The organism is Aquabacter sediminis, assembly GCF_028863665.1.
Classification (GTDB): Bacteria; Pseudomonadota; Alphaproteobacteria; order Rhizobiales; family Xanthobacteraceae; genus L1I39.
Window position 1 is genome coordinate 535,628 of the sequence record NZ_JARBFX010000003.1, and the last position, 18,727, is coordinate 554,354.

At 68.2% G+C, this 18,727-nt stretch carries 14 protein-coding genes; 3 read left to right on the forward strand and 11 right to left on the reverse strand.

Translation table 11 applies throughout. The annotated features are described in order from the left end of the window. Nucleotides 1-56: 56 nt before the first annotated feature. Nucleotides 57-323, forward strand: a complete 267-nt coding sequence (locus PV781_RS08130) for a hypothetical protein (protein ID WP_274775126.1) — start codon at nucleotides 57-59, stop codon at nucleotides 321-323. A 128-nt stretch (nucleotides 324-451) separates the two neighbouring features. Continuing rightward, entirely contained in the window at nucleotides 452-1,396 is a 945-nt protein-coding gene (locus PV781_RS08135) for a LysR family transcriptional regulator (RefSeq protein ID WP_274775127.1), read from the forward strand. On the opposite strand, the gene PV781_RS08140 is transcribed toward PV781_RS08135, so the two are convergent. After that, a complete protein-coding gene (locus PV781_RS08140) occupies nucleotides 1,366-1,917 on the reverse strand; it encodes a formaldehyde-activating enzyme (protein ID WP_274775128.1) in 552 nt (183 codons plus the stop codon). The genes PV781_RS08135 and PV781_RS08140 overlap by 31 nt on opposite strands. A gap of 237 nt (nucleotides 1,918-2,154) precedes the next feature. Here PV781_RS08140 and PV781_RS08145 point away from each other — a divergent pair, with 237 nt between their 5' ends. Beyond that, on the forward strand, nucleotides 2,155-4,470 hold the full coding sequence (locus PV781_RS08145) for an ATP-binding protein (RefSeq protein ID WP_274775129.1): 2,316 nt from the start codon (nucleotides 2,155-2,157) through the stop codon (nucleotides 4,468-4,470). A gap of 48 nt (nucleotides 4,471-4,518) precedes the next feature. On the opposite strand, the gene PV781_RS08150 is transcribed toward PV781_RS08145, so the two are convergent. The 10 genes from PV781_RS08150 to ccmI form a co-directional block, all read right to left on the reverse strand. Beyond that, nucleotides 4,519-7,491, reverse strand: coding sequence for a bifunctional [glutamine synthetase] adenylyltransferase/[glutamine synthetase]-adenylyl-L-tyrosine phosphorylase (locus PV781_RS08150; RefSeq protein WP_274775130.1), 2,973 nt, complete (start codon nucleotides 7,489-7,491; stop codon nucleotides 4,519-4,521). A 125-nt stretch (nucleotides 7,492-7,616) separates the two neighbouring features. Next, entirely contained in the window at nucleotides 7,617-9,023 is a 1,407-nt protein-coding gene (locus tag PV781_RS08155) for a sensor histidine kinase (RefSeq protein ID WP_274775131.1), read from the reverse strand. A gap of 46 nt (nucleotides 9,024-9,069) precedes the next feature. Further along, nucleotides 9,070-9,786 carry a response regulator transcription factor gene (locus PV781_RS08160; protein ID WP_274775132.1) on the reverse strand — a complete coding sequence of 239 codons (717 nt, stop codon included), beginning with the start codon at nucleotides 9,784-9,786 and terminating at the stop codon, nucleotides 9,070-9,072. Nucleotides 9,787-10,048: 262 nt separating this feature from the next. Next, entirely contained in the window at nucleotides 10,049-11,611 is a 1,563-nt protein-coding gene (locus tag PV781_RS08165) for a Do family serine endopeptidase (RefSeq protein WP_274775133.1), read from the reverse strand. Between the two features lie 340 nt (nucleotides 11,612-11,951). After that, on the reverse strand, nucleotides 11,952-12,935 hold the full coding sequence (locus PV781_RS08170; RefSeq protein ID WP_274775134.1) for a Bug family tripartite tricarboxylate transporter substrate binding protein: 984 nt from the start codon (nucleotides 12,933-12,935) through the stop codon (nucleotides 11,952-11,954). Between the two features lie 126 nt (nucleotides 12,936-13,061). Beyond that, a complete protein-coding gene (locus PV781_RS08175; RefSeq protein ID WP_274775135.1) occupies nucleotides 13,062-13,994 on the reverse strand; it encodes a dihydrodipicolinate synthase family protein in 933 nt (310 codons plus the stop codon). Between the two features lie 355 nt (nucleotides 13,995-14,349). Continuing rightward, nucleotides 14,350-14,823 (reverse strand): cytochrome c-type biogenesis protein, encoded by a 474-nt coding sequence (locus PV781_RS08180; protein WP_274775136.1) that lies wholly within the window; start codon nucleotides 14,821-14,823, stop codon nucleotides 14,350-14,352. A gap of 2 nt (nucleotides 14,824-14,825) precedes the next feature. Beyond that, entirely contained in the window at nucleotides 14,826-16,811 is a 1,986-nt protein-coding gene (locus tag PV781_RS08185) for a heme lyase CcmF/NrfE family subunit (protein ID WP_274775137.1), read from the reverse strand. Then, complete coding sequence (ccmE, locus tag PV781_RS08190; protein WP_209103330.1) at nucleotides 16,808-17,341, reverse strand: cytochrome c maturation protein CcmE; 534 nt, start codon at nucleotides 17,339-17,341, stop codon at nucleotides 16,808-16,810. Before ccmE ends, PV781_RS08185 begins: the two co-directional genes overlap by 4 nt. Before the next feature lie 88 nt (nucleotides 17,342-17,429). Then, nucleotides 17,430-18,602, reverse strand: coding sequence for a c-type cytochrome biogenesis protein CcmI (gene ccmI / locus PV781_RS08195; RefSeq protein ID WP_274775138.1), 1,173 nt, complete (start codon nucleotides 18,600-18,602; stop codon nucleotides 17,430-17,432). Nucleotides 18,603-18,727: the final 125 nt, after the last annotated feature.

Genomic DNA, 18,727 nt, shown 5'->3' on the forward strand with positions numbered 1-18,727 from the left:
CACGTCATCGAAGGCGCCGGCCTCGCCGGCTCCCACCCTGACAAAGGATAAGTCCCATGCGTTACCTCACCATCGCCCCCCTCGCCCTTGCCGCTGCCATCGGCTTCGCCTCCATCGCCCAGGCCGACGAATATACGACCGAGCAGAACAAGGAGAACTACACGGTGGCGGCGCAGACGGGTCCCGCCTATGAGGCCGCTCCGCTGGCCTATGCCACCCCCGCCCACCAGGCCAATCCGCTCGCCCAGATGCCGGCGCCCCAGCCCACGGCCGCCGACCAGATCACCTTCAAGATCGGCGACCGCGGCCTCGGCACCAACTGAACGGCCCCCGCGCCGGTTGAGCCCTGAAAGCGCGAACTTGTGAATGAGGGGCGGCGGTCCGATCGGGACCGCCGCCCCATATGCATGGCATTGGCCGGCGCAGCGCGCGCCCCGGCCCCGGAGGCCCAATGATGTCCCGTCTCGACGATGTGGAAGTCTTCCTGCGCGTGGTGGAACGCGGCAGCTTCAACGGGGCGGCGGAACAATTGGGCATGCCCGCCACCTCCGTCAGCCGCAAGATCAAGGCCCTGGAGGATCGGCTCGGCGTCCAATTGCTCCATCGCACCACGCGCAAGGTGTGGCCGAGCGAGGCGGGGCAGGCCTATTACCGCAAGTGCGTGGACGCCATGGCCGCCCTCGACCATGCGGATGCCGCCATCCGCGCCCTGACCCAGGAGCCGGAAGGTCCGCTGAAGGTGCTCATCACCTATGCCCCGGCCATTCTCATCCTTGAGCCGGAGCTCGCGACCTTCCGCGCCCGCTATCCCAAGGTGCAACTGCACCTGACGCTGGACAATCATCCCCTCGATCTGATCGAACACGGCTTCGACGTGGGCGTGCGCACGGGGCCCGTGCGCGATTCCAGCTATCAGGTGCGCCGCCTGGGCCAGCAGAACCTGTCGTTGATGGCGAGCCCATCCTATCTGGACCGGCGGGGCCGGCCAACGCATCCCTCCGACCTCGTGGGCCACGATCTCATCGCCATCCGAAGCCATCCGGGGCCGCTGACCTGGGACCTGGACGGGCCGTCCGGCCCGGTGTCGCTCAAGATCACGCCGCGCATGGTGACCAATGACGCCATCATGGCATTGCGGCAGACCATTGGCGGAGCGGGCATTCTGATGATGTCCCGCTGCCTCGCCCGCCGGCGGTTGGATGCCGGCGAGCTGGAAGATGTGCTGCCGGACTGGCAGCGCCAGGAGCCCCTGGACACCGTCGCCCTGTTCCCCGCCCGCGCCACCCTCGACCTGAAGGTGCGGGTGTTTGTCGACTTCATGGTGGAAGCCTATCAGCGCTGGCTTCGGGCGGACGGAGCCTCCGCTCAATACTCCACCACGCCGTCCAAGGCGTAGTGCTTCACGCTCTTGCGGTTGGCGATCAGTTCCTCCACCGTGGGCTCGCCCTTCAGCGCGCGGGCGATGGCGAGCTTGGTGGCCTCGTAATTGGTCCGGTAGAGGTCTGCCTTGTCGAGGTTGGGATCCTCCGGGCAGCGGGGATCGAGCCAGATCATGATGATCATGCAGATCTCGTCCAGCCCTTCGCGGGGCAGGATGCCTTCGATGATGCAGTCGATGATGGCATCCCCGGTGGCGCCCTGCACCACCCCGCCCAGCAATTCCACATACTCGGCCGTGTGAATTGTGGCCTTGGTGGTCATCATGGTGGCAGGCCGCACCAGCTGGTTGAGGTCGCGCACCACGAACATGCGGGTGTGCCCCTGCACCTGCCCCATCATGGAGGCGAAGGCGGTGCCGGCGGGTCCGCGCACCGATCCGATGAGCACTTCCGGCATGGCATCGGTGAACTGGCCCTCGGCGGCAAGCACGGTGGCTTCGCCGGTTTTGAACCAGATGTCGGCAGCGGAGTGGGGCATGGCGAGAATCCTTGAGAGGAGGAGATTTCTGCCTACAGCGTGCGGGCTCGAAAAACAGGTCGGTCCCCGCAATTTTTCGCCTCTTGACTCCCCCTGACTCTAGACAACGCACCCCCGATTCGATTCCAATCGACCTTGATTCGGAGAGATGCGGCACGTCCCTCCAAGTCGAAAGAGGACGATAGGTCAAGGGGTGTGGCAGCCCTGAGGCCGGACAATCCGGAGAGGAGGCCGGCGATGGCACGCGCCAACGCTGCGAGCGCTGGCGTGCGCGGGCAAGCCATTGGGGGACTTGCTCGATCCGTAGCACGCCCCGCCTATCAGCGGCTGCTGGAGGCCGAGCCCTTCCTGCGCCGCGTGGTCCCCGCCTTGATCGTGACCTTCCTCGGCGTCATCGGCGTCGGCGCGGTGGTGCAGGTGCACGCCCAGCGCCAGGCCGCCATCGACGCCGCCAAGGATGACATCGCCCTTATGGCCCTCGCCACCGCCGAGGGCCTCGGCCAGCGCCTCGGCGGCAATCCCGCCCGCGCCCAGGCCGCGCTCCAGGACAGCCTGCCCCCTCGCGCCACGCAGGAAGGCCGCCGCGTCTATGTGACCGATCCCGCCGGCCGCGTCATCGCGGCGGCCCCCTCGGGCCTGCCCGCCGCGAAATCGCTCGCGGACATCCTTGATCCCTCCCAGCCCCTCACCGTGTTCGCGGAGCGCGCTGGCGTGCTGGAGGTGCCCGTCAATGGCGAGGACGCGCTCGCCACGGTGCGCAACCTCAACCCGCCGCTGGGCCAGATCGTCTATGTGCAGCCCGTCAAGCGGGCGCTGTCCGTCTGGTCCGAGAGCACCACGCTCACCATCACGCTGTTCACCACCACGGGGGCGGTGCTGCTGATTCTCGGCTTCTCCTTCCACTGGCAGGCAAGCCGGGCGCGGGAGGCGGACCATATCTACGACACCGTGCGCATGCGCATCGACACCGCCCTCAATCGCGGCCGCTGCGGCATGTGGGACTGGGACATGGCCCGTGGGCGCATGTACTGGTCCGACACCATGTTCGAGATCCTTGGCCTTGAGCGCCGGGACGAACTCCTGTCCTTTGGCGAAATCGCCAATCTCGTCCATCCCGACGACGGCGACCTCTACGAACTGGCCCAGGAACTGGCCGACCGCCCCGGCGCCTCGGTGGACCGGGTGTTCCGCATGCGCACCGCACGCGGCGACTATGTGTGGCTGCGCATGCGCGCCGAGGTGGTGCAGCAGGCGGGCGAAGACGGCCCGCACCTGATCGGCATCGCCATGGACGTGACCGAGGCGCAGCACATGGCCGAGCGCACGGTCACCGCCGACATGCGCCTGCGCGACGCCATCGAGAGCATCTCCGAAGCCTTCGTGCTCTGGGACAGCCAGAACCGCCTGGTGCTCTGCAATTCCAAGTTCCAGACGCTGCATGAACTGCCCGACGAGGCCATCGTCGCCGGCACGCCGTTCGACACCATCGCCACGGTCGGCCGTCACCCCATCACCCGCACTCCGTTGAAGCCGGAAGACAAGCCCGAGGAAGGCTCGCGCGCCTTCGAGGCTCAATTGTCCAACGGCCGCTGGCTCAAGATCGCCGAGCGCCGCACCAAGGATGGCGGCTACGTCTCGGTGGGCACCGACATCACCCCGCTCAAGCGCCATGAGGAACGCCTCATGGACAATGAGAAGCGCCTGATGGCGCTGGTGGCGGATCTGCGCAAGTCCCAGCAGACCCTGGAGCACCAGGCGCAGCAACTGGCGGAGCTGGCCGAGAAGTATTCGGAAGAGAAGAACCGCGCCGAGGACGCCAACCGCGCCAAGAGCGAGTTCCTGGCCAATATGAGCCACGAGCTGCGCACCCCGCTGAACGCCATTATCGGCTTCTCCGAGATCATGGAGAGCGGCATGTTCGGTCCGCTGGGGTCGGACAAATATTCCGAATACTGCACGGACATCCGCACCTCCGGCACCTACCTCCTCGACGTCATCAACGACATCCTCGACATGTCGAAGATCGAGGCCGGCCGCATGCAGCTGGAGCTGGAGGATGTGCGCCTGGACGAGATCGTGGCGGATGCCATGCGTGTGATGGCGCTGAAGGGCGAGGAAAAGCGCCTCGTCATGACCGCCGACACCAGCGAAGGACTGGCTTTGCGCGGCGACAAGCGGGCGCTGAAGCAGATCTTGCTCAACCTGTTGTCCAACGCGGTGAAATTCACGCCGGAAGGCGGCAAGGTGGCGGTGCGCGCCCGCATCAATGGCGGGGCGGCGGTGATCGCCATCGAGGACACCGGCATCGGCATCCCCCAGGATGCCCTTACCAAGATCGGCCGGCCGTTCGAGCAAGTGGAAAGCCAGTTCACCAAGACCCACAAGGGCTCTGGGCTGGGTCTGGCCATCGCCAAGTCCCTGACCGAGCTCCATGGTGGCGCCATGCGCATCCGCTCGACCGAAGGGGTGGGCACCTCCGTCGTCATCCGCCTGCCCCTGGACGGGCGCGCGGCCAATGCCAATGAGGCGCCCCGTCTCAGCGCGGTGATGTGAGGGCCGGCCCGAGCATGTTCGGGCCAGACGTCGCCGCCCCGGGAAACTCTAGTCTGCCGCGTCTTCGAGCACGCGGGTGAAGATCTCCCGCACCTTGGCCTGCGTCTCGCCAAGATCGGCATCGAGCGTCGAGAAGTCCGGCATCTGGCCGGCACGGGCGAGAAGCGCGCGCAGGGCCGGGCTCACCTCTCCGGTCAAAGCGTGGGTGTCGAGCGACAGGCGCAGCACCTGGGTCAAGTCCTGGTAGAGGCCGCAGGCCTTCGAGAGGGTCTCCACATCCGCCGCCGGCAAGAGGCCCAGCCAGCCGGCCACCGCCAGCACGCGGGCCGTAGCCGTATCGACGATCTCGGGATGGGTGGCCGCGTTGACCAGCACCAGATATTGGGCGAGGAACTCCACATCCACTTGCCCGCCCGCCGCGTGCTTGAGGTTCCAGCGCTCGCTTTCGCCTTTCTCGGCGGCAATGGCCCGGCGCATGTCCAGGATGTCGCCGGCGATCAGGCGGCGGTCGCGGGGCCGGCTGAGCACCTGGAGAATGACCGCCTCCACCCGCTCGGCAAAGCCGTCCGTCGCCGCGATGACCCGGGCGCGGGTGAGCGCCATATGCTCCCAGGCCCAGGCCTCGGTGCGCTGATAGCTCTCAAAGGAGGCAAGGCGCGTCGCCACCGGGCCGGCCCGGCCGGACGGGCGCAGGCGCAGGTCCACGTCATAAAGCTTGCCCGCATTGGTCAAGGCGGTGAGGGCGGAGACCAGGCGCTGGGTGAAGCGGGCGAAATAATGGGGTCCCACCAGCGGGCGCGGACCGTCCGAGGCCACGCCCGCATCGCCCTCATAGTCATAGAGCACGATGAGATCGAGGTCGGAGCCGGCGGTCATCTCCCGGCCGCCGAGCTTGCCCATGGCCACCACGGCGGTGGCCGCGCCGGGAATGGCGCCATGGGTCTCCACGAAGCGGGCGAAAACGCGCTTGTGCAGGGCGCGGATGATCACATCGGCGAGCGCCGCATAGGCCTCCCCTGCCCGCTCGGCCGCCAGCGTGCCGGAAACGATGCGCACACCGATGAGCACATGCTGCTCCTGCCGGAAGCGGCGTGCGCGGTCCAGCTGGTCCTCGTCATTCTCCGCCGTATCGAGCAGCGCATCGAGGCGCCGCTCCAGGGTGGCGACATCAGGCAGGATGTTGAAGAAGGCGGGATCCAGCAGCGCGTCCAGCAAGGAGGGCTGGCGCGCCAGCGTTTCGCCCAGGCGGGGCGCTGTGGTCAGCACATTGGCCAGCAGGCGCACCAGATCGGGATGGCGATGCAGGGCCGGCAGAAGCTGGCTGCCGGACAGGTCGGTCAGGAACCGGTCCATGGCCACCAGCGCGCCGTCGGGGTCCCCGCCCCGGGAGAATTGCTCCAGCAGGAGCGGGGCGATGGCGGCCAAATGCCCCCGCGCCGCCTCGCTCTTGAGCGCCCGATAGCTGCCCGCCAGCCAGCCCCGCACCCGCGCACTCGCCTGGGCCGGCTCGCGGAAGCCAAGGCGGGCGAGGGCGGCCAGGGTCGCGCGGTCGTCCTGGTCGGCCGGGAAGGACAATTGGCCGTCGAGCGCGGCGGGCGGCGGCGCATCCTCGAACAATTGGGAATAATGGTGCTGGACCCGGATGAGCCGATCCACCAGCGCAGCGGCGAAGGCGTCGCGGTCGGGATAGCCCATGAAACGGGCGAACTGGGCGAGCGCGTCCGCCTGCTCCGGCAGGACATGGCTCTGGGCATCCGCCACCATCTGGATGCGGTGCTCCACCCGGCGCAGGAACACATAGGCGTCGGCCAGGTCGTCCCGCACCGCCGAATCGATCCAGCGGTCGGAGACAAGGGCATCGAGGGCGGAAAGGGTGCGCGGGGAGCGCAGGTTCGGGTCGCGCCCGCCGGCGATCAATTGCTGGGTCTGGACGAAGAATTCCACCTCGCGGATGCCGCCGCGCCCGAGCTTCACATTATGCCCTTCCACCGCCACCACATCGTGGCCGCGAAAGGCATGGATCTCGCGCTTCATGGCATGGACGTCGGCGATGGCCTGATAGTCCAGCACGCGCCGCCACACGAAGGGGGAGAGTTCGGCGAGGTAGGCGCGCCCCACCCCCAGGTCGCCGGCCACCGCCCGCGCCTTGATATAGGCCGCCCGCTCCCAGGTGGCGCCCTCCCGCTCGTAATAAGCGAGCGCGGCGGCGGTGGAGAGGGCAATCTGGGTGGAGCCGGGATCGGGCCTCAGGCGCAAGTCCACGCGCAGCACATAGCCGTCGCCCGTGCGCTCCTGGAGCATGCGCACCAGGCCCTTGGTGATCTTCACGAAGAAGGGCGAGGGTTCGACGCCGTCTTTGAGCGGCGCCACGTCGCGGTCATAGACCACGATCAGGTCGACGTCGGAGGAATAGTTCAATTCGCGGGCGCCATGCTTGCCCATGGCGATTACGGCGAGGCCGCAGCCCCACGCCGGGTTCAGCGGATCGGGGCTGAGAAGGCGCCCTTCGGCTGCCGCTTCCCGGAGCAGGAAGTCCAGGGCGCTCGAGACGGCCGTGTCGGCCACGTCGGTGAGGGCGCCGGTGACGGCGGTCAGGTCGAAGACGCCGCCGATGTCGGCCAGCGCGATGACCAGCGCCGCTTCCGCCCGCATGCGGCGCAGCGCGCGCATGGCTGCCGCCTCATCGGCCGCCGCAGCCACCGCCGCACGGCCTTCCGCCACCAACGCGGCGATTCGCGCATCGGGTGCCGTCTCCAGCGCCGTGACGAGGCGCATCGGGTCGGTCCGGACGATCTCCAGAAGGAAGGGCGAGGCCTCGGCAATGCCGAGCAGCACCCGGTGGGCGAGCGGGAAGGCCTCGAAGGTCTCTTCCATCGCGGCGCGCCGGTGGGCATCGAGGCCTTCGAGCACCTGTTCCAGGCGAATGGAGGCGGTCGCCGGATCGGCAACGACCGGTCCTTCCCGCATCAGCGATGCGAGGCCGGGAGAGAGGGTCGAATCCGTTGCGTCGCAGCGATCCATTGCCTTCCTAAAGGGCACGATGCAACGGGCCTGTGCAAGCCCTTACCGGCGCGATCCTTAAGGCCGCTTCCAACGGATTGCAGACGGTAAAAACTGCACGCCTGACAGGCAGTCTGCAAATCCGCTCACGGGTTCGCCGGTCGCGCAGGAAGATGCAGGCAGACGCGCAAGCCCGGCGCGCCATCTTCCAGCGCGATGCGACCGCCATGAAGCCGGGCCACCGCCGAAACGAGCGAGAGTCCGAGGCCCGAGCCCGGCCGGCTGCGGCTGGCATCCAGCCGCACGAACCGCTCCAGCACCCGGTCGCGGTCTTGGGCGGGAATGCCCGGCCCGGTATCGCGCACGCCGATGACGGCTTCCTCGCCCTCTCGCCGCAGCGTCACCTCGATGCGGCCGCGGCTGCCATCGGCCGAAGTGCCATACTTGATGGCATTGTCCACGAGGTTCGCCAGCGCCTGGGCGAGCAATTCCCGCACGCCATGCACCTCCACGGGTTCGGCGGAGACTGTCAGGTCCAGGCCCTGCTCGTCCGCCAGCGGCTCGTAGAGCTCGGCCACGTTTTCCACGATGGCGGCGAGGTCCAGGTCCACCATGTTGCCCCGCGCCTGCCCGGCTTCCGCGCGGGCGATCATGAGCAGGGCATCGAAGGTGCGGATCAGGCCGTCGCTTTCCTCAATGGTGGTTTCCAGCGCCGCGCGCCAGTCCTCCTCGCTCGATGCATTGCGCAGCGCCTCCTCGGCGCGGTTACGCAGGCGGGTGAGCGGGGTCTTCAGGTCGTGGGCGATGTTGTCCGAGACCTCCTTCAGGCCGCTCATCAGGGACTCGATGCGATCCAGCATGGCGTTGAGGCTGTGGGCGAGGCGGTCGAACTCGTCGTCGGTGCCATCCACCGCGAGGCGGCCGCTGAGGTCGCCCGCCATGATGGTCTCGGAGGTGGCAGTCATGGAATCGATGCGCTTGAGCACGCGCCGGGTGACGAAGAAGCCGCCCACAAGGCCCAGCACCAGGATGATGGCGAGCGCCCCCTGGGCGGGCCGCACCACCATCTGGCGCAGCGTGTCGCGCTCCTCGATGTCGCGCCCCACCAGCAGGCGGAACCCGCCGGGCAGGATAAAGACCTGCACGAAGGCAAGATTCTCCTTCGCCCCCGGCTCCTCGGAGCGGCGATAGGGGGTGAAGGTCGTGCCGGGCTTGTCGAGGAGGCCGAGCGGCAGGTCCGAGACGTTGGAGGCCAGCACCTCGCCATTATAGGTGGCCAGCAGATAGATGGAGGAACCGGGCCGTCGCGTGCGCCGGTCGATGACCAGGACGAGCCGCTGGATGCCGCCGATGCGATACTGCTCGGCCAGTGCCTGCACTTCCGTTTGCACATTCTCCGCCACTTGCGCCTCGATGAGCTGGCGGGTGTGCCAGGCCACGTAGCCGATCATGAAGACGGCGAAGAGAGCGAAGATGACGAGATAGGCGGCCAGCAGCTTGAAGGCCGTGGTGCGCACCAGCCGGAAGAGATCGCGCCGCACCTTCATGGCCATGGCGCCCCGCGCGCCGCGCCGCAGGCGGGGAGCCCTTGCGCCCCGCTCACCTCAAACCTTCTCGCACCATGTAGCCGGCGCCGCGCACCGTGTGCAGCAGCGGCACGTCGAAGCCCTTGTCGATCTTGGACCGCAGGCGCGAGACATGCACATCGATCACGTTGGTCTGGGGATCGAAGTGATAATCCCACACGTTTTCCAGCAGCATGGTGCGCGTCACCACCTGCCCGGCATGGCGCATGAGATATTCCAGCAGGCGGAACTCGCGCGGCTGGAGGGGAATGTCCTTGCCGGCGCGGCTCACCCGGTGGGCGAGGCGGTCCAGTTCCAGATCCCCGACCCGATAGACGGTATCCGCCGCATGGGGTGCCGCGCGGCGGGAGAGGGCTTCCACGCGCGCCAGAAGCTCGGTGAAGGCATAGGGCTTGGGCAGATAGTCGTCGCCACCGGCCCGAAGGCCCACCACCCGGTCGTCCACCTGCCCAAGGGCGGACAGGATGAGCACCGGTGTCTTTTCGCCACGGGCCCGCAATTCGGACACCACGGACAGGCCGTCCCGGCGCGGCAGCATGCGGTCCACCACCAGCACGTCAAAGCGGCCGTCGAGGGCAAGGCTCAGCCCTTCCTCTCCGTCGGCAGCATGCTCCACCACATGCCCGGCCTCGCGGAAGGCTTTGCGCAGATAGTCGGCCGCATCCCGGTCGTCCTCGATGAGGAGCAGGCGCATGGCGAACGGATCACCCTGGTCAAGATTCGTCGTCATCGCAGTCTATAGCCCATCTGCGGAAGGTTTGCCGTGAAAACGAGAAAGGCGCGGAGAGCGAAAAGCTCCCCGCGCCGGCCAAACCGGGGCGGCTTTGGGCGACGGAAGCGCCACCTCGGCTCGACGCCTCAAGGCACGACTTGGCACGCTCCCCTTCAGGGGTGCAGCCCGGCCCTCGCTCCGTCTTTGCGCGAGCGAGGGCCGGCCGCCCCCTCTCGGGCGCGCACGGGTTGCGGAAGCCGATCCCGGCTTCCGGCCCGCCTCAGCCGCCCGCCTTGTTGTCGAGGGCGATGGCCACGAAGCGCACGCCCTGGTCGTTCTTCACCCGCACCAGCACCGCCTTGCGGTTCTCCGCCTTGGCGGAGGCAAAGCCGTCCTGCACGTCCTTCGGCGAGGCGACGGACTTGCCGCCCACGTCGAGGATCACGTCGCCGGAGCGGATGCCGCGCTGGGCGGCGGGGCCGGAGGGATCCACCTCGGTCACCACCACACCCTCGGAGCCAGCACCCTGCACGCTCTTGGCGGGGGCAAGCTGGAGACCCAGGCGCGGCACGCTCTGGCCGGAGAGAGCGCCGTCCTTGTCAGAGAGGCTGGCTTGCTGCTCGCCCGGCAGCTGGTCGAGCTTCACGGCCATCTGGAGGGTCTTGCCATCGCGGATCACCGAGAGCTGCACCGAAGTGCCCGGCTTCATCATCCCGATCTTCTTGGACAGGTCGCGGGCGTCCTTGACCACGTCGCCATTCACCTTGGCGATCACGTCGCCGCTCTTGAGGCCCGCCTTGGCCGCGGGGGCGTCGGGCTGCACCTGGGCGATCAGCGCGCCTTCGGTACCGTTGAGGCCGAGCCCAGAAGCCAAGTCGTCCGTCACCGGCTGGATCTGCACGCCAATGTAGCCGCGGGCCACCTTGCCGTTCTCGCGCAGCTGGTTCACCACCGTCTTCACGGTCTCGGCCGGGATGGCGAAGGCGATGCCCACATTGCCGCCGGAGGGCGAGACGATGGCGGTGTTCATGCCGATGACCTCGCCATTGAGGCCGAAGGTCGGGCCACCCGAATTGCCGCGATTGACCGCCGCGTCGATCTGGATGAAGTCGTCATAGGGGCCGGCGCCGATGTCGCGGCCGCGGGCCGATACGATGCCGGCGGTCACCGTGCCGCCGAGGCCGAAGGGATTGCCCACCGCGATCACCCAGTCACCCACGCGGGGCGCGGCGTCGGAGAGCTTCACCCACGGCAGGTCGGTCTTGCCCTCGATCTTCAGCAGCGCCACGTCGGTGCGCGGATCGGTGCCGATGACCTTGGCCACATAATCCTTGCCGTCGGTGGTGGTGACATCCACCTCGCTGGCGCCGTCCACCACGTGGTTGTTGGTCACCACATAGCCGTCGGCGGAGATGATGAAGCCGGAGCCCTGGCCCACCACGCGGCGCTCGGACGGGCCGCCACGGTCAGCCTTGGGACCGCGCGGACCCATGGGGCCATTGGGACCACCCTCGAAGCCGAACCGCTTCAGGAAGCGCTCGATCTGGGGCGGCACGTCGCCGCCAAGGCCGCCCATGCCCTCTTCGCCCATAGCCATGGACTGGGCATTCACGTCCTTCTTGACCTTCACCGAGACCACGGCGGGCGACACCTTCTCGACGATGTCGGCGAAGGAATTCTGGCCCGGGGCCGTATTGGTGGCGATCTGCGCCATGGCCGGGCTGGCATAGGGCGGAACGAACTGGCCGGCCACCACCCCGGTGACGGCGAGACCGACGACACCGGCGAGCAGCAGGTTGCGGCGGCGACGGATGCGAGAGGAAGAAGGCGTGGTTCCAGTCATCGGGACGTCGTCTCTCAAGTTTTTGCCCCCCCTGGGGCACCCTTGAGAGGGAATGTAGAAACGTGACCCTTACAGCTCCCTGGCTATGGGATTACCGATCTGTAATGCGCGTCACGGCTGCGTGAGCGGACCGCTCACGGCGAGGAGAAAGCCCACCCGCGCCCTTCTCGAAACGGCGGATGGCGCCCCGAAGGCAACACATGCGCCGGACTGCTGGAATAGAAGGACGGTGGTCTTGGAGGCGGGCCTGGGCAGCCCTCGGCCGCCCCGCGCGTGACCGGAACGCGCGTTGCCCGCCGCCTCTCGGCGGCGGGTTCGTCAAGGTCCGCCCGTGTGCGGCTCAGGTCGGCTCGAACTTGGCCGCGCGCAACAGCTCGGTGCCCTTCTTGAGATAGGCCCGCTGGAAGGTATCGAACGCGGCCGGCGTCTCGGTCGTGGGCTCGACGCCGATCTTGGCCAGCTGCCCGCTGGCAGCCAGAGCCGCCACTGCTGCGTTGATCGCCCCGTTCAGGGTGGTCACCAGATCTGCGGGCATGTCCTTGGGGCCCCACACGCCGTACCAGGAAAACTGGTTCAGCCCGGGCATGCCGCTCTCCGCGGCGGTCGGCACGTTCGGCGCCAGCGCGGTGCGCACATCGGAGGTGAGGGCAATGGCCCTCACATTGCCGGACTGCGCCGAGGGGAGCAACGCCAGCACCGGGTCGATCATCAGCTGCACATTGCCGCCGGACACGTCCAGCAGGCCCGGAGCCGTGCCGCGATAGGGGATCACATCGAGGTCGAGGCCGGCCAGGCGGTTGAACTCCAGCTCCGCCAGATGGCCGGGAGAGCCCATGGCCGAGGCGGCGAAGTTCCATTCCGTGGGCGACTTGCGTGCGGCGGCGACGATCTCGGAAATGGTGGTCTGTGGCCGCTTGGGCGACATGACCAGGATCATGGGCGCCACGCCGGCCCGGGCGATGGGGGTGAAATCGGTAATGGGATCATAGGGCGCCGATTTCATCACCGAGCCCACCATCACCTGCGTGCCCGCCGAGAACAGGATATTGTAGCCGTCGGGATCGGACTTCCGCACCGCATTGCCGCCCACCGAGCCATTGGCGCCGCTGCGATTGTCCACCACGACGGTGTAGTTCTTCAGGTCGCGCAATTGCTGGGCGATGAGGCGGGCAAAGACGTCCACGCCGCCACCAGGCGCAAACGGCACCACCATCTTGATGGGGCGGTTAGGAAAATCGTTTGCCGCCGCCGGCAAGGAGGCGGACAGGAGGCCCGCGCCCATGAGGGCGGCCGAGGAGATCAGGAAGTCGCGTCTCTTGAGCATGGTTTCCTCCAAGGCGCCCTTCTTGTTCTGGGTGGGCGGCCGTTTGGTATCAGACGTTATCGTCTCTTCAGGTTGGTGTGAAAACACCTCCCGCCGATCCAGACCGGCGGGAGGCGCAAGAGGTCGTCAGGCGGCGAGCGCGGTGTCGACGAGCGGATAGCCGGCGGCCTTCACGGCGGCGCGGATCTCGGCGTCGGCGGCATCGCCGAGCGGCTTCAGGGGCTCGCGGATGTTCACGTTATCGATCAGGCCGCGGGCGCGCAGGGCGTGCTTGAGCGCAACCGTGCCTTCCATGTGCGAGCCGCGGTGATAGACCGCGCGGGTGAGCGGCAGGAGCTGCTCGTGATACTTGCGGGCGAGCGTATAGTTCTGCGCCTTGCCGGCCGCGAGGAATTCCAGCAGCAGCTCGGGCGCCATGTTGCCGTAGCCCACCAGCAGGCCGTCCACGTCGAACATGGTCGGCAGCAGCCACTCATCGTGGCAGGACATGATGGCCAGGTTCGGGAAGGCGTTCTTGAGCGCGGGGATCTCGTTGTACCAGCGCTTCATGTCGCGCACGCCATTCTTGGTGGCGGTGACGCCGGGGATGGCGGCGATCTCAAGCTGGGTGTCGAGGTCGTAATTGGCCTTGGTGACGGCGGGATACTGGAACAGGATGCATTCCAGGCCGGACTGGGCGATGGCCTTGTAGCGGTCCTGCGGCGCGCCCTTCTGGTAGCCGAAGCGCAGCCAGCCGTGGTTCGGATAGACCAGCGCGGCGCTGGCGCCGGCTTCGATCTTCTGCTTGGCCTCGATCTCCGCGACCTTGGTGCCCTCGCCGGTGATGCCGGCCACCACCGGAAGGGGCGTGGCGTCCTTGTAGACGCGGATCAGCTCGAGCTGCTCGTCATGGGTCAGGAACGTGCCCTCGCCCGCATGGCCAAGGATCACGAGGCTCTTCACGCCGGGGATGGCCGCCAGCCACTTGGCGAGGCGGGCATTGCCCTCGAAGTCCACATCGCCATTGTCCTTGAACAGGGTGACGGGCGCCGGGTTCAGGCCCTTCCAATCGATCGCCATTTCTCTTGTCCTTCCTTGGGTTCTCGTGGGCGCGGCGCCGAATGAAAGAGGCGCCTGCAAGCGATCCCCCAACGTGATGCCCTCCAGAGAGGATCGTTAGCGGGAACGTTCCCAACGTTCGCCTGGAACGTTCCCGCTGTCAAGCGCCGTGTGATCGCCTCCGCCATTTCGGCGGCGCTTTATCTCGGACGCAGGACGCAGCAGAGGCAAGTCGCAAGCACGCGAACGTGCCGAGGCGCCCCACCGCGCATGGCGTGGCAGGTCAGGAAAGGAAGGGCGTGGCGCGGAACAAGCGCGGGCCGGGACCTCAGCGCTCTTCGCGTTGCTACTCTTCGCGGTGCTACTCTTCGCGGTGCTACTCTTCGCGGTGCTCTTGGGCCAGCAGGCGCGCGACGCGGGCTTCCTCGTCGGGTGTCAGGCGGGCCACTTCCGGCGGAGCGGCGCGCCGGCGCAGGGCCAGCAGCACAACCACCCCGCCCAGCATCACGGCCAGGATCGGAGCTCCCCAAAGCAGGGCGTTCCGCCAGGACAAGACCGGGCGCATCAGGACGAACTCGCCGTAGCGGTCCACCATGAAGGAGAGGACCTGTTGGTTCGTGTCGCCGGCCTTGAGCCGCTCGCGCACCAGGAGGCGCAAGTCGCGGGCCAGCGGGGCATCGGAATCGTCGATGGACTGATTCTGACAGACCATGCAGCGCAATTCCTTGGAGAGTTCCCGCGCCCGCCCTTCCAATGCGGGGTCGGAGAGCACCTCGTCGGGCTGCACCGCAAAGGCGGGGGCCACATGCAGCGGCAACAGAAGGGCGAAGAGGAGAAGCAGGACGCGCATGGCTATTCCGCCGGAACGGTGGCGACGGTCCGCCGCCGCGCCGTGCGCGGCGCGCCCACCCGCAGGCGGCGATCGGCCAAGGACAGGGCGCCTCCCACCGCCATGACCACCGCGCCGATCCAGATCAGTGTCACCAGCGGCTTCCAGGAGGCGCGCACCGAGACCACGCCGTCCGTGCTTTCCTCGCCCATGGCCACGTAGAGCTGGCTCAGCCCGAAGGTGCGGATGCCCGATTCGGTGGTTCCCATCTGGCGCGCCGCGAACTGGCGCTTGCCCGCCTCGATGGTGCCCTGGCTGACGCCGCCCTCTCGGATCTCGAACACCGCGACGCGGGCGCGATAATTGGGGCCGCTTCGGTTTTCCATGCGCGCAAGCGTGAGGTCTCGCGACCCGATGGTGATGGACTGGCCCACCTTCACCGCACCAATGCTTTCCAGGCTCCACGTGCTCTCGGAGACGATGCCGAGCAGGCACAGGCCGACGCCGAAATGGGCCACCGCCGTGCCGAAAGTGGACCGGGGAAGCCCGCGCAGCCGGCGCAGCGCCGTGGAAACCGGCACGCGGCCAAAGCCGGAACGTTCGACGAGGTCGGTGAGGGCGCCCATCATGATGAACACCGCAATTCCGATGGCCACCGGCGCGAGCACCGGGCCGCGCCCCTCCGCCGCCGCCGTCACCACCGCCGCCACCACGGCCAGCGCCGCCGCCAGCATCAGCCGCTGGCCCACCCCCAAGAGGTCGCCGCGCTTCCAGGCCAGAAGCGGGCCGAAGGGCATGGCAAAGACGAGGGGCAGCATCAGCCCGCCGAAGGTCAGGTTGAAGAAGGGCGGCCCCACCGTGATCTTGTCATCCGTGATGGCTTCCAGCGCCAGCGGATAGAGCGTGCCCACGAACACCGAGGCGGTGGCCGCGGTGAGGAAGAGATTGTTGAGCACCAGCGCTCCCTCGCGGGAGACGGGCGCGAACAGGCCGCCCTGCCGCAACTCGCCGGCGCGGAGCGCGAACAGGCCGAGGCCGCCGCCAATGAAGACCGTCAGGATGGCGAGGATGAAGACGCCGCGCGTGGGATCGGTGGCGAAGGCGTGCACCGAGGTCAGCACGCCCGAGCGCACCAGGAAAGTGCCGATGAGGGAGAGCGAGAAGGCGAGCACCGCCAGCAGGATGGTCCACACCTTCAAGGCGTCGCGCTTTTCCATCACCACGGCGGAATGCAGGAGGGCGGTGGCGGCGAGCCACGGCATCAGGGAGGCATTCTCCACCGGGTCCCAGAACCACCAGCCGCCCCAGCCCAGTTCGTAATAGGCCCAATAGGAACCCATAGCGATGCCGAGCGTCAGGAACACCCAGGCCGCGAGCGTCCAGGGCCGCACCCAGCGCGCCCAGGCGGCATCGATCCGCCCCTCAATCAGCGCCGCCATGGCAAAGGAGAAGGAAATGGAGAGCCCGACATAGCCGAGATAGAGGAGCGGCGGGTGGATGGCGAGGCCGGGATCCTGGAGGATGGGGTTGAGGTCCCGCCCCTCGCCCGGCGCCGGAACGAGGCGCAGGAAGGGGTTGGAGGTGAGCAGGATGAACAGCAGGAAGGCGGTCGCCACCGAGCCCTGCACCGCTAGCACATTCGCCCGCAACTGGTCCGGCAGGTTGGCGCCGAACACCGCCACCAGCGCGCCGAAGGTGGCGAGCACGAAGACCCACAGCAGCATGGAGCCCTCGTGGTTCCCCCAGGTGCTGGTGATCTTGTAGATGGTGGGCATCTGCGAGTGGGAATTCTCCACCACATTGACCACCGAGAAATCGGACGTGAGATAAAGCGCCACCAGTGCCCCGAAGGCGAAGGTGACGAAGCCGAACAGCACGATCGCCACCGGAGCGGCGACGCCCATGAGCACGCTGTCCCCCTTCGCCGCGCCCCAGGCGGGCACCACGGTCTGGAACAGGGCCAGAGCCAGCGCCAGGATCAGGGCATATTGGCCAAGCTCGGCGATCATTGGGTGAGGCTCCCGGGCGCCGTGGAGGCGGGCTTGGTGGTGGCGGCAGCGGGCTTGGCCTTGGCCGGGCCGTCGGCAGCGCCGGGCCTGGCCTGCTGAGCCTCTTCCATCCAGTGGCCCTGCTGCTTGAGAGCGTCGGCCACCTCGCGCGGCATGTACTTTTCGTCATGCTTGGCGAGCACCGTGTCGGCCTTGAAGGTGCCGTCCGGCTGCACCGCCCCTTCCGCCACCACGCCCTGCCCTTCCCGGAACAGGTCCGGCAGGATACCGGTATAGGCGATGGTCACGCGGGCATTGCCGTCGGTGACGGCGAAGCGCACGGACGGGCCCTCTTTCACCAGGCTGCCGGTCTCCACCAGCCCGCCGAGGCGGGTGCGGGTGCCGGGCGCGACCTTGTGTTCCGCCACCTCGGTCGGGGTGCGGAAGAAGACGATGGTGTCGTTGAGCGCTGTCAGGATCAGGCCTGCGGCAAGACCGAGCACGGCGAGCCCAACCCCGATCAGGACCAGGCGGCGACCTTTTCGCGTCACGTCCTCACACCCTCCACCTTGGCCCCGCTTTGCCCAAACGTCACTCGCCCAAACGTCACTTGCCCAAACCCATCCGTGCGACGGCGGATCAGCCGCCGACGCCCAATTCCTTCGCCGTCGCCTCGATCCGGGCGGTGGCCTCGGCATCGCCGCTGAAGGCGGTGCGCGCCTGATCCAGCGCCCCGCGAACCTTGTCCGGTTCGCCCAGCACCTGGAACGCGCGCGCCAGCCGCAGCCAGCCGTCCAGATCCTTGGGAGACGCCTTCAGCCGCTGCTCCAGGCGATCCACCATGCCCTGAACCATGGCCGAGCGCTGGTCCGCCGAGAGGCTGGAGGCCGCAGCCACATCTTGGGCGCTGGGACCGGGAATCGCCAGTCCGGGAGACGCCGGAGGCGCGAGGGGCTTCATTTGGGGCACCGGCGCGCCGGCGCGGGCGAGCGCGGCGCGCACCAGCCCGACCCAGGGCGCCCCCGGAGGCGCCTCTTCCACCAGCTTGGTCCAGATGGCCACCGCCTCGGCCTTGCGACCATCCTGCTCGGCAGCCAAACCAAGGAAATAGCGGGCCTTCGGCATGTCGGGCTCAAGCGCCAGCGCCGCCTTGAAGGCCCGCGCGGCGTCCTCGTTCACGATGCCGTCGCCCCGCAGCACCAGCGTCTCGCCCAGCGCCGCCTGCCGCTCGGCGGTGGAGCCGAGGATGCGGATGGCCTGGGCATAGGCGCGCACCGCATCGTCGAGCCGGCCCATGCGCACATAGACGGGGGCGAGCAGTTCGTAGCCCTGGCCGTCGGTGGGATTGGCGGCCAGATGCTCCTCCACCTTGCGCACCAAGATGGCCACGTCGGTGCGATCCGCGGGCGCCGCGAGCCGCTCGGCCAAAGGCGCGCCGGGAAGGGCGGGCGATCCCAGATGCCAGTAAAGCGCGGCGCCCATGACCGGCACCGCCACCAGGGCCAGTGCCGCCACCATGCGTCGGCGGCCGGTGCCCGAGCGCGCCGGAGCGGGGGCGCCGTCCAGCCCCGCCTGGTCGGCGGCCGCCAGCATGCGACGGGAGACCTCCACCCGCGCCGCCTGCGCCTGCTCCGGCGAGAGGAGGCCGGCGGCCAGATCCCGGTCCAGCTCGGCCAATTGGTCGCGATAGACGGCAAGGTCCGCCTCCCGCGCCTCGCGGGGAGCACGTCGACGGCTGAGCGGCCACAGCACGGCCATGACCGCCACCGCGGTCATCAGGGCCAGCGCCGCGAAAAGCGGGGCGGAGATCATGTTTATGCCGTTACCGGAGGATGCGGGCAAAGCAAAGGCTGCTTTCCGTCGCGGGGGGCGGTGGGAGGGCGTCGTTCAGGAAAGCGTGATCGTCCTGGCCCCCGCGACCATCGTTCGGGTTGCAC